8 protein-coding genes are annotated in these 10,370 nt (G+C 39.2%); 2 read left to right on the top strand and 6 right to left on the bottom strand.

What is annotated here, in order from left to right; genetic code table 11:
• Positions 1 to 208: 208 nt before the first annotated feature.
• Positions 209 to 1,057: a polyamine aminopropyltransferase gene (gene speE / locus K1I44_RS14565; RefSeq protein ID WP_003397204.1), complete on the top strand. Its 849-nt coding sequence runs from the start codon at positions 209 to 211 to the stop codon at positions 1,055 to 1,057.
• A 104-nt stretch (positions 1,058 to 1,161) separates the two neighbouring features.
• Complete coding sequence (rpmG, locus tag K1I44_RS14560; protein ID WP_003397205.1) at positions 1,162 to 1,311, top strand: 50S ribosomal protein L33; 150 nt, start codon at positions 1,162 to 1,164, stop codon at positions 1,309 to 1,311.
• Positions 1,312 to 1,336: 25 nt separating this feature from the next.
• Here the strand turns inward: rpmG and treR are convergent, their stop codons facing one another.
• The 6 genes from treR to parE form a co-directional block, all read right to left on the bottom strand.
• Positions 1,337 to 2,059 (bottom strand): trehalose operon repressor, encoded by a 723-nt coding sequence (treR, locus tag K1I44_RS14555; protein ID WP_003397207.1) that lies wholly within the window; start codon positions 2,057 to 2,059, stop codon positions 1,337 to 1,339.
• Between the two features lie 27 nt (positions 2,060 to 2,086).
• Positions 2,087 to 3,751 carry an alpha,alpha-phosphotrehalase gene (gene treC / locus K1I44_RS14550; protein ID WP_003397210.1) on the bottom strand — a complete coding sequence of 555 codons (1,665 nt, stop codon included), beginning with the start codon at positions 3,749 to 3,751 and terminating at the stop codon, positions 2,087 to 2,089.
• A gap of 1 nt (position 3,752) precedes the next feature.
• Positions 3,753 to 5,156, bottom strand: coding sequence for a PTS system trehalose-specific EIIBC component (gene treP, locus K1I44_RS14545; protein ID WP_003397212.1), 1,404 nt, complete (start codon positions 5,154 to 5,156; stop codon positions 3,753 to 3,755).
• Between the two features lie 161 nt (positions 5,157 to 5,317).
• Positions 5,318 to 5,707: a PilZ domain-containing protein gene (locus K1I44_RS14540; protein WP_219986580.1), complete on the bottom strand. Its 390-nt coding sequence runs from the start codon at positions 5,705 to 5,707 to the stop codon at positions 5,318 to 5,320.
• A gap of 66 nt (positions 5,708 to 5,773) precedes the next feature.
• Positions 5,774 to 8,170 carry a DNA topoisomerase IV subunit A gene (gene parC / locus K1I44_RS14535; RefSeq protein ID WP_003397216.1) on the bottom strand — a complete coding sequence of 799 codons (2,397 nt, stop codon included), beginning with the start codon at positions 8,168 to 8,170 and terminating at the stop codon, positions 5,774 to 5,776.
• A gap of 4 nt (positions 8,171 to 8,174) precedes the next feature.
• Positions 8,175 to 10,148, bottom strand: coding sequence for a DNA topoisomerase IV subunit B (gene parE / locus K1I44_RS14530; protein ID WP_219986581.1), 1,974 nt, complete (start codon positions 10,146 to 10,148; stop codon positions 8,175 to 8,177).
• Between the last annotated feature and the right edge of the window lie 222 nt (positions 10,149 to 10,370).

The following is a 10,370-nucleotide window of genomic DNA, read 5'->3' as shown; positions in this document are numbered from 1 at the left end:
GGAAAACGCACATACCTACAGGATGAGAGCAAGTAAAAGCGCTTACATATAACGATTTTATAAAACCATATATAACCAAAAAAATCGGTCGAGAAAAAAATCTCCCACAAAGTCTTGACTCAAACATGTTGTTCTCATCCTTTGCAAATAGATGCAGAAATATATTAATATAAGAAGGGTGCAAAATACATGGTTAGAGGAGGAAGCTATGAACTACATCAAAGAAGAAAACGGTCAATTATGGTTAACAGAAGATGAACGTGAAAATTTAAAAATTAGTTATCGCATTAAAGAAGTCATTTACTCCGAACGGTCGCCATTTCAACATGTGATGATTTTGGACTCGTACGACTTCGGAAGAATGCTCGTGCTTGATGGTGTTGTACAAACAACTTCTATTGATGGTCACATTTATAATGAAATGATTTCACATGTTCCTCTTTCTCTTCATCCGTCGCCAAAAAAAGTGTTAATTATTGGTGGGGGCGATTGCGGTGCAGCCCGTGAAGTGGCGAAATATGAAGAGGTAGAAGAAATACATCTTGTTGAAATTGATGAATTAGTCGTTCAAGCATGTAAAAAACATTTACCTGAAGTATCTGGAAACCTTTCGGATCCGCGCGTGCAATATATATATAAAGATGGGGTACAGTTTGTTAAAGATCACATAAATACGTATGATGTCATTATTATTGATTCGTCTGATCCGATCGGTCCAGCCCAAGTATTATTTGAATACAATTTTTATAAAAGTGTATACGAAGCGTTAAAACAAGACGGAATAATGGTTTGTCAAAGTCAGTCCCCAATTTTTCATATGGACGTATTGAAACAAACATATACAAACATTCGTCGTCTATTCCCACACGCACACGTATACACAGCTACCGTCCCAACATATCCAGGTGGGCTATGGAGTTTCACTCTCGGAGCAAAACAACCGATTTCATTTGAGCGACTTAACGCCTTTAAAAAACAAACGAAATACGCAAATAGTGATGTATTAAACCAATGTTTTCGTCTTCCACAATTTATGAAAGAACATCTACAATCGTAGTCGGAGGGATTCCGACTACGATTGTTGACAAAGATATTGGTTTTATATTATTATACAAATCGTAATGATTACTATTTTAGATTGTGGAGGAGGGAAAAAACCCTATGCGCGTAAAAGTTGTTCTACAATGTACTGAGACTGGGGATCGAAATTACATAACAACAAAAAATAAACGGAACAATCCTGAACGACTTGAGCTAAAAAAATATTGCCCGCGCCTAAAACGCCATACGTTACATCGCGAAACAAAATAATCCGTGGCACATTGCCACGGATTATTTAATGTAAGTGGATTCGTCTTGCAAAATCAACAAAACGAAATTTGTCAAGACGATGGCGCGATTCCGTATATTGAAACAAACTCGCATCGTCTAAATAAACGTAATTTCGCACGACAACAACGTGCGTATATTGTTTTAAATGTAAGTACATACGATCCTCTTCCGTACACTCTTCAACGAAAAATTCTTTTTTTGCAAAGCTAATTTTTAATTGTAGTTCTTTTTCAAGATATTCATAAATGGAACGCTCACATATATCTTTAGATAAAAACGGAACAACCTTTTTATTAAAAAAGTCTTTATCTAAAATAATACGTTCACCTTCAATCTCCCGCACGCGCACCACTTTCCAAATGTCTTCCCTTGCTGTAACGTGAAGATGTTTTTTTAACGCTTCATCAGGTTTAATGATCTCAAGCTGCTCGACAATTGTTCGTGATGGCTTTCCAAGCTTTTGTGCTAACTCCTTGAAACTAATAAGTCCAGAAATTGGGAAATCAAATTTTCTGACGTCCAACACAATGGAACCTTTTCCTTTAATTTTCTGAATATACCCATGTTCCGACAGTAAATTAAGCGCTTTTCGAATCGTTTCCCGCGACGTTTCGTATTGTTCAACGAGCTGATTTTCAGAAGGAATTTTCGTCCCCGGTTTAAATATTCCTTTTTCAATTTTTGATAACAAGTCATTGTAAATAGATAAATACTTATTTTCACTCATTGTTTATCACCGAAAAATATTTTACCATTATTTTTTCAAGTAATAAACAATGGATTCATACGGACGTAACGTGATTTTTTTGAAGTCGCTTGGTGAGTCTTCATAGTTTGACAATAAAACTTGACTTGTATATTCGTTTATATCGATATGTTTTGGCCATTCAAATAGCGTTTCTCGTCCGTAAAAATTATTAATCACAACAAGCTTTTCATTTTTTCCGTTGCGAATATATGCAAAAATCGAAGGATGGTCTTCTAAAATGAGCTCATAATCGCCCGTTGTAATAATGTCGTACTGTTTACGTAATTGAATAAGCTTTTGATAATGATAAAAAACCGATGTCGGATCTTGTAACGCCCTTTGAACATTAATTTGTTGATAGTTGCGCGCCACGGAAATCCACGGTGTTCCTGTTGTAAAGCCTGCGTGCTTCTCATCGCTCCATTGCATCGGCGTTCGGGAATTGTCACGAGATTTCCGTTGTAAAATATGCAATATATCTTGTTCACTTTTTCCTTGTTCTTTTAATATTCGGTACATGTTTAACGATTCGACATCGCGATAATCATCGATCCGTTCAAATTTCGGATCAGTCATTCCAATTTCTTCACCTTGATAAATATAAGGCGTCCCTTGCATCATATGAATCGTTGTTGCCAACATTTTTGCGGATTCTTTATGGTATCGTTCGTCGTCACCGTAACGGGAAACGATGCGCGGTTGGTCATGATTGCACCAAAATAACGCGTTCCATCCTCCACCTTTATGCATTTCTACTTGCCACTCTGATAAGATCTTCTTTAGTTGTAAAAAGTCGAAATCAGCAACCGCCCACTTCTCCCCATTTGGATAGTCAACTTTTAAATGATGAAAATTAAATGTCATATTTAGTTCATGACGGTCAGGATTTGTATATAAAATACAATGATCAATTGTCGTCGACGACATTTCTCCTACCGTCATTATATCGTACTTCGAAAATACTTCTCGATTCATTTCTTGCAAAAATTCATGAATACGAGGACCATCTGTATAGTATTTTCTTCCGTCCCCAGGCGGAATAGCCCCATCGTCATCTAAAAAACGTTGATCTTTTGAAATTAAATTAATCACGTCCAAACGAAAGCCATCTACTCCTTTTTTTAGCCAAAAATGCATCATGTCATATACACGTTGACGTACTTCTTCGTTTTCCCAGTTTAAATCTGCTTGTGTAACATCGAACAAATGCAAATAATATTGCCCTGTTTGTTCATCATACTCCCAAGCAGATCCACCGAATTTTGATTGCCAATTGTTCGGCTCATCTCGCCAAATATAAAAATGACGATACGGATTGTCTTTAGATGATCGCGCTTGTTGGAACCATTCGTGATCAGTTGACGTATGATTAACGACAATATCCATAACAACCTTTATATTTCGTTTATGTGCTTCTTCAATGAGTTGCTCAAAATCTTCCATCGTTCCGTATGGTGCATAAATCCGATAATAGTCGCTTATGTCATATCCGTTGTCACGCTGTGGCGATTCGTAAATCGGGGTGAGCCAAATGGCATCGACCCCGAGTGTCTGCAAATAATCTAACTTTTCAATTACCCCTTTCAAATCGCCAATTCCGTCGCCATTCGTATCTTTAAAGCTTTTCGGATAAATTTGATATACAACAGCTGTCTTCCACCATGGATGCATATTACTTACCGCCTTTCGTTTTTGCCAAGATGTATGTCAACGTAAATGGAACGATAAGAACGATCGCCATACCAATGAAAAATGGTGCCCATTTGTCAGGGAAAATGGATAAAAATCCAGGAAGTCCCCCGACACCAATCGAAGAAGCTTGAACTTTATTCATCGTAATAAAAATTCCCGCAATGGCAGAACCGATGAGAGCAGAAATAAATGGATAACGGAATCGCAAGTTGACACCAAACATCGCTGGCTCTGTAATACCTAAATAAGCAGATACGGAAGATGTAAACGATAGTCCTTTTAGTTTTTCATCTTTTGTTGCGAACATCATAGCAAGTGCTGCTGAACCTTGTGCAATGTTCGATAGTGCAAGCATCGGCCATAAAAATGTTCCACCCGTGCTACCGATGAGCTGCAAGTCTACTGCTAAGAACGTATGATGCATTCCTGTAACAACGAGAACTGCATATAATCCTCCATATACGAGCCCACCTAATGCCGCAAAACGATCAAACAAAGCGACAAGACCATCCGTCAAAGCATTTGCGATTCCAAAAGTCACAGGACCAATTGCGATAAAAGAAATAAATCCTGTCACGAGTAGCGCGATTGGAGCAACAAGCAACAATTGGAATGATTCCGGAATACGTTTTTTCAAAAATATTTCTAATTTTGCCAATACATATGATGAAATTAAAATAGGCAACACTTGACCTTGATAACCGATTTTTTGAATATCAAAACCGAATAAATTCCAATACGGCACAGTTCCTTCTTGAACAGCTGAAGCATACGCCCAAGCATTTAATAAAGCTGGATGAACAAGCATTAGTCCGAGTACAATTCCGAGCAATTCACTTCCACCAAATTTTTTGACAGCTGACCAACCGATTAATCCCGGTAAGAAGACGAACGCTGTGTTAGCAATTAAGTTAATCATATCAGCGAAGTCACGCCATTGCTCATGCACCTCAACAAGCGATTTTCCTTCATAAAAAATTCCTGGTCCCGTTAAAATGTTGTTAATCCCCATTAGTAAACCTGCTGTCACGATGGCAGGTAAAATCGGAATGAAAATGTCTGCTAACGTTTTAATGGCACGTTGTAACGGGTTCAACTTTCTTTCTGCAGCATCTTTAATCTCTTGTTTCGTCGCTCGACCAATGCCGGTCATTTCAATCATTTCATTGTACACTTTTTCCACTAATCCTTGGCCGATGACAACTTGGAACTGACCATTTACGGAAAACGAGCCTTTCACGATATCAATGTTTTCTAGTGCCTCTTTATCTACTTTCCCTTCGTCTTTTAGCGCAAAACGAAGACGGGTGACACAATGTGTAGCAGCAATAATGTTTTCTTTTCCACCGACTGCTTGAACAATTTTTTCAACAGACTGTCGCATCATTTCTTCCTCCTTAGTTGAAGCGTTTACATTGATTTTCACATACTTGTATATACAAGTTTGTTTGTTCGTTTATATTGTATCTTGTATATACAAGTTAGTCAACCGCTTTCAAAAAAATTTCATAGAAAAAAGATGCCCATGCGGACATCTTTCCTCTATCATTTTCTTTCTTTTCTCTTTGCATACATCGCTGCATGCCTTTTAATTTCGCCAATTAACTGCATTTCTTCTTGCTTAGAAATCTCCAACGAAAGACCGTACTGAAATTCATTCACATACGTTTTCTTCCAGATTACGACACCACGCACGTTCATCGGTTGATCAACGATCGTAAACTGCAACTCCACCTCAATTTCACCTTTTGCGGAGTCGATCGGCAAATTTAAGCTCGTCTCCATTCGAATGCCACGTGGGCTAATATCGTGAATTTCAGCCGCTCCTTTATCCGTTTCTACTTGTCGTTCCCCAATACGCGTAATGCGAAATTTGCACGGAATTGGTTGACCAAATTGATATCGAAAAGGTTCTTGACGTTTAAATCTCATCATGCATCCCCCATATGAAAAACTGTACCTTCTTCAATATAGTTGAAATAGCAAATGAATTCAAGGGAATTATGACCATTTCGCCCATGTATCTGTAACATGACCAACTTCATCACAATCGAGCACGTACGTCACATTACTATATCGATCGCTTAACCGAAGTTCATCGACATTGACTTCTTCTATGATCCCTTTCTCCGTTTTTAAAACAACATGTCCGTGTGAAAGGAAATGACAACTTACTAATCGATGCGGATTCGTCTTCACTTCTTTAACGAGCAACTGCCCACGTTTTGCGCGTGCGGATTGCTCAATTTCCGTTCGCGCTATTTTTTTTATTGCCCCTCGTTTTGTCACAAGAACAAGATTTTCATCTGTTGCCTGTTGACCAAACACGACGTAATCGCCTTCTTTTAGATGAATTCCTTTGACCCCTGCTGCCCGGACACCAACTTCTCCGACTTCTTCTTCTTGGAATAGCAATCCATACCCATAATGTGTGACGAGGAATATATGTCCACATCCATCCGTTCGATACACGCGCACAACTTCGTCATCCTCTTTGAGTCGCACAGCTACGAGTGGTTTAGAATAACGCTGTGCCTTATAGTGAACGAGGCTTGTTTTTTTCACAAATCCTTGTTTTGTAATAAATAATAAATATCCGTTTGAAAAATCTTCAATTGGAATGGCGCTAACGATCTGTTCATCACGATCAAGTGGAATGATATGAGAAATATGCTGTCCGAGATCTTTCCAACGAATATCCGGGAGTTCGTAGACAGGGCAATATAAGTAATTTCCTTTATTCGTAAACAATAGTAACGTATGCGTAGTGTTCATCTCAAACATTCCGAGCAACCTGTCGCCCTCTTTCATCCCCACATCTTGCCCATTTGAAGCGCTATAAGATCGGAAACTTGTCCGTTTAATATATCCATCTTTTGTGACAGTGACGATCACATCTTCTTCTGGAACAACTACGTTCATTTCGATTTTAATTTCTTTTATTTCCTCCTCAATTGTCGTTCTTCGCTCATCTGCGTACATTTTTTTCATTTTTCTTAAGTCGGCTTTAATAACAGAGAGAAGTTTTTTTTCACTATCTAAAATAGCTGTTAATTCCTCGATTTTACGATGTAACGCACTTGCTTCTTCGCGTAAATCATCAATATCTGTATTTGTTAGACGATATAGCTGTAATGTAACAATCGCTTCTGCCTGTGGTTCTGTAAACCCATAACGATTGATTAAGTTCATTTTTGCATCCTTTTTATCTTGGGAAGCGCGAATCGTTGCGATCACATCATCTAAAATCGATACAGCTTTTATTAGCCCCTCGACAATATGAGCGCGTTCTTTCGCTTTCTTCAATTCATAACGGGAACGGTTCGTAACAACTTCTTTTTGATGTTCGATGTATGCATCTAACAGTTGCGTTAAGTTTAATAGTTTAGGACGACGGTCATAAATAGCAACCATATTGAAGTTGTACGTAATTTGCAAATCTGTATTTTTATATAAATAATTTAAAATTCCTTGTGCATTCCCATCTTTTTTCACCTCAATGACGATACGTAACCCTGTTCGGTCCGTCTCGTCACGCACGTCAATGATTCCATCCAACTTTTTTTCAAGACGCAATTCGTCAATTTTTTTAACTAAATTCGCCTTGTTCACTTCATAAGGGATTTCTGTAATAACGATCGCTTGTTTACCACCTTTTCCTTGTTCGATTGCTGCTTTGCCACGAATAATGATTTTTCCCTTTCCCGTTTCATAAGCAGCTTTAATTCCTTCTTTTCCTTGAATGATTCCCCCTGTTGGAAAATCCGGACCTTTCAATACGTTCATTAAATCATCCACCGAACAATTCGGATGATCAATCCGCATCATCACCGCATCAATCACTTCTCCTAAATGATGCGGGGGAATTTCTGTGGCATAACCTGCTGAAATACCTGTTGAACCGTTGACAAGCAAATTCGGAAACATCGCTGGCAACACGACAGGCTCCTTGCTCGTATCATCAAAGTTCGGTACAAACTCTACTGTTTCTTTATCAATATCGCGCAGCAATTCGGATGCAATTGGCGATAATCTCGCTTCTGTATAACGCATCGCTGCAGGTGGATCACCATCAATGCTCCCGTTATTTCCATGCATTTCAATTAATACGTTTCTTACTTTCCATTCTTGGCTCATGCGCACCATTGCTTCATATACAGAAGAATCACCATGCGGGTGAAAGTTACCAATGACGTTTCCGACTGTTTTCGCGGATTTACGAAACGGCTTATCAGATGTGTTTCCTTCTACATACATCGCATATAAAATGCGGCGTTGTACTGGTTTTAACCCATCGCGTGCGTCAGGAAGCGCACGTTCTTGAATAATATATTTGCTATAACGACCAAATCGGTCGCCTAACACATCTTCAAACGGCAAATCTAATATGCGTTCCATGTTCTTATTCCCCCTCAGCTGTCATCACATGATCATTTTCTAAAATATTTACCTCTTCCTCTAATCCAAATTGCACATTCGATTCAATCCATTTTCTTCTCGGTTCTACTTTATCCCCCATTAACGTCGTTACACGGCGTTCAGCACGTGCTGCGTCATCAATACGTACACGAATAAGTGTACGCGTATCAGGATTCATCGTCGTCTCCCATAGTTGATCGGCATTCATTTCGCCAAGCCCTTTATATCGTTGAATAGTGTAGCCTTTTCCAATCTTCTTTAAAATAAGCTGTAATTGTTCATCTGTCCATGCGTATTCAACAATTTCCTTTTTACCAACCTTTTTACTTACTTTATAAAGCGGTGGAAGTGCAATAAACACTTTACCAGCTTCAATGAGCGGTCGCATATAGCGATAAAAAAATGTCAACAACAGCACTTGAATATGCGCTCCATCCGTATCCGCGTCGGTCATGATGATCACTTTGTCATAATGAATATCATCAATCGAGAAATCTGCCCCGACACCACCGCCAATCGCATGGATGATTGTATTAATTTCTTCGTTCTTAAAAATATCACTTAATTTCGCTTTTTCTGTGTTAATGACTTTTCCACGGAGAGGCAATACAGCTTGAAAACGGCGATCACGACCTTGCTTAGCAGATCCGCCAGCTGAATCTCCCTCAACTAAATACAATTCATTTTTTTGTGGGTTTCGTGTTTGGGCAGGTGTGAGTTTTCCGCTTAATACATGTTCTTTTCCTTTTCTCTTTTTTCCAGATCGCGCCTCTTCCCGCGCTTTTCTCGCTGCTTCACGCGCTTGAAATGCACGAATCGCTTTTTTAATTAACATTGTCGCAATATCCGAATTTTCATTTAAAAAGTACGTCAATTTCTCGCTAACAACGGATTCAACTGCCGAACGAGCTTCAGGCGTTCCTAGTTTCCCTTTCGTTTGTCCTTCAAACTGCAAAAGGGCTTCTGGAATACGAACCGATATGATAGCAGATAGCCCTTCACGAATGTCTGTACCCTCTAAATTTTTATCTCGTTCCTTCAATAAACCTACCTTGCGTGCGTATTCATTAAAAACGCGAGTCATCGCCGCTTTAGCCCCGATTTCATGCGTCCCACCATCTTTCGTACGCACATGATTAACAAACGAAAGCATTTGCTCTGCATACCCGTCATGAAATTGAAAGGCAAACTCTACTTCAATACCACTTTGCTCACCGCTAAAAAACACGACAGGATGCAATACGTCTTTTTCTTCATTTAAATATTGGACAAACGCTTCGATTCCGTTGTCGTAATAAAACGTATCGTGTGAACCCGTCCGCTCATCGTACAATTCGATTTTTAATCCTTTTAATAAAAATGCGGATTCACGTAAACGCTCGCTAATCGTTTCATAATGAAACGTCGTCGTACTAAAAATCGTTGGATCCGGTTTAAACTGAATTTTCGTCCCTGTCTGTTTTGTTACGCCAATTTTCTCAAGTGTAGTCACCGGCTTTCCACCGTGTTCAAATCGTTGGTAATACACGAAGCCATCGCGTTGAATCGTTACCTCCAACCACTCGGACAGAGCGTTAACGACGGACGCGCCAACACCATGTAAGCCACCGCTTGTTTTATACCCCCCTTGTCCGAATTTCCCACCTGCATGTAGCACAGTTAAAATGACTTCCGGAGTAGGCTTTCCTAACTTGTGCATCCCGGTAGGCATACCACGTCCTTCATCTTGCACGCTAACACTTTGATCATTATGTATCGTGACAATAATGCGTCTACCATATCCGGCAAGCGCCTCGTCAACCGCATTATCGACAATTTCATATACAAGGTGATGTAAACCGCGACTATCTGTGCTTCCGATATACATGCCTGGTCGCTTACGAACGGCTTCTAACCCTTCTAATACTTGAATCGTGTCTTCGTTATATGTAAGAAGCTGCTTATCCGTCACACTTATTCCCCTTTCACAACAAGAACATTTGTTTCTGTTTTTTCGACTTTTTCTATTTTAACATACATTCGTAAAACGTCCAATGCCAACCCATCCCGCTCGTTTGAGTCAAGACTTTGTGGGAGATTTTTTTCTCGACCGATTTTTTTGGTTATATATGGTTTTATAAAATCGTTATATGTAAGCGCTTTTACTTGCTCTCATCCTGTAGGTATGTGCGTTTTCCCT

Origin of the sequence: Anoxybacillus sp. ST4, from assembly GCF_019448545.1 — a bacterium.
In the GTDB taxonomy this organism is placed as follows: Bacteria; Bacillota; Bacilli; order Bacillales; family Anoxybacillaceae; genus Anoxybacillus; species Anoxybacillus pushchinoensis.
Note: the sequence above shows the minus strand (reverse complement) of the source record. Positions and strands in the feature narration are given on the sequence as shown.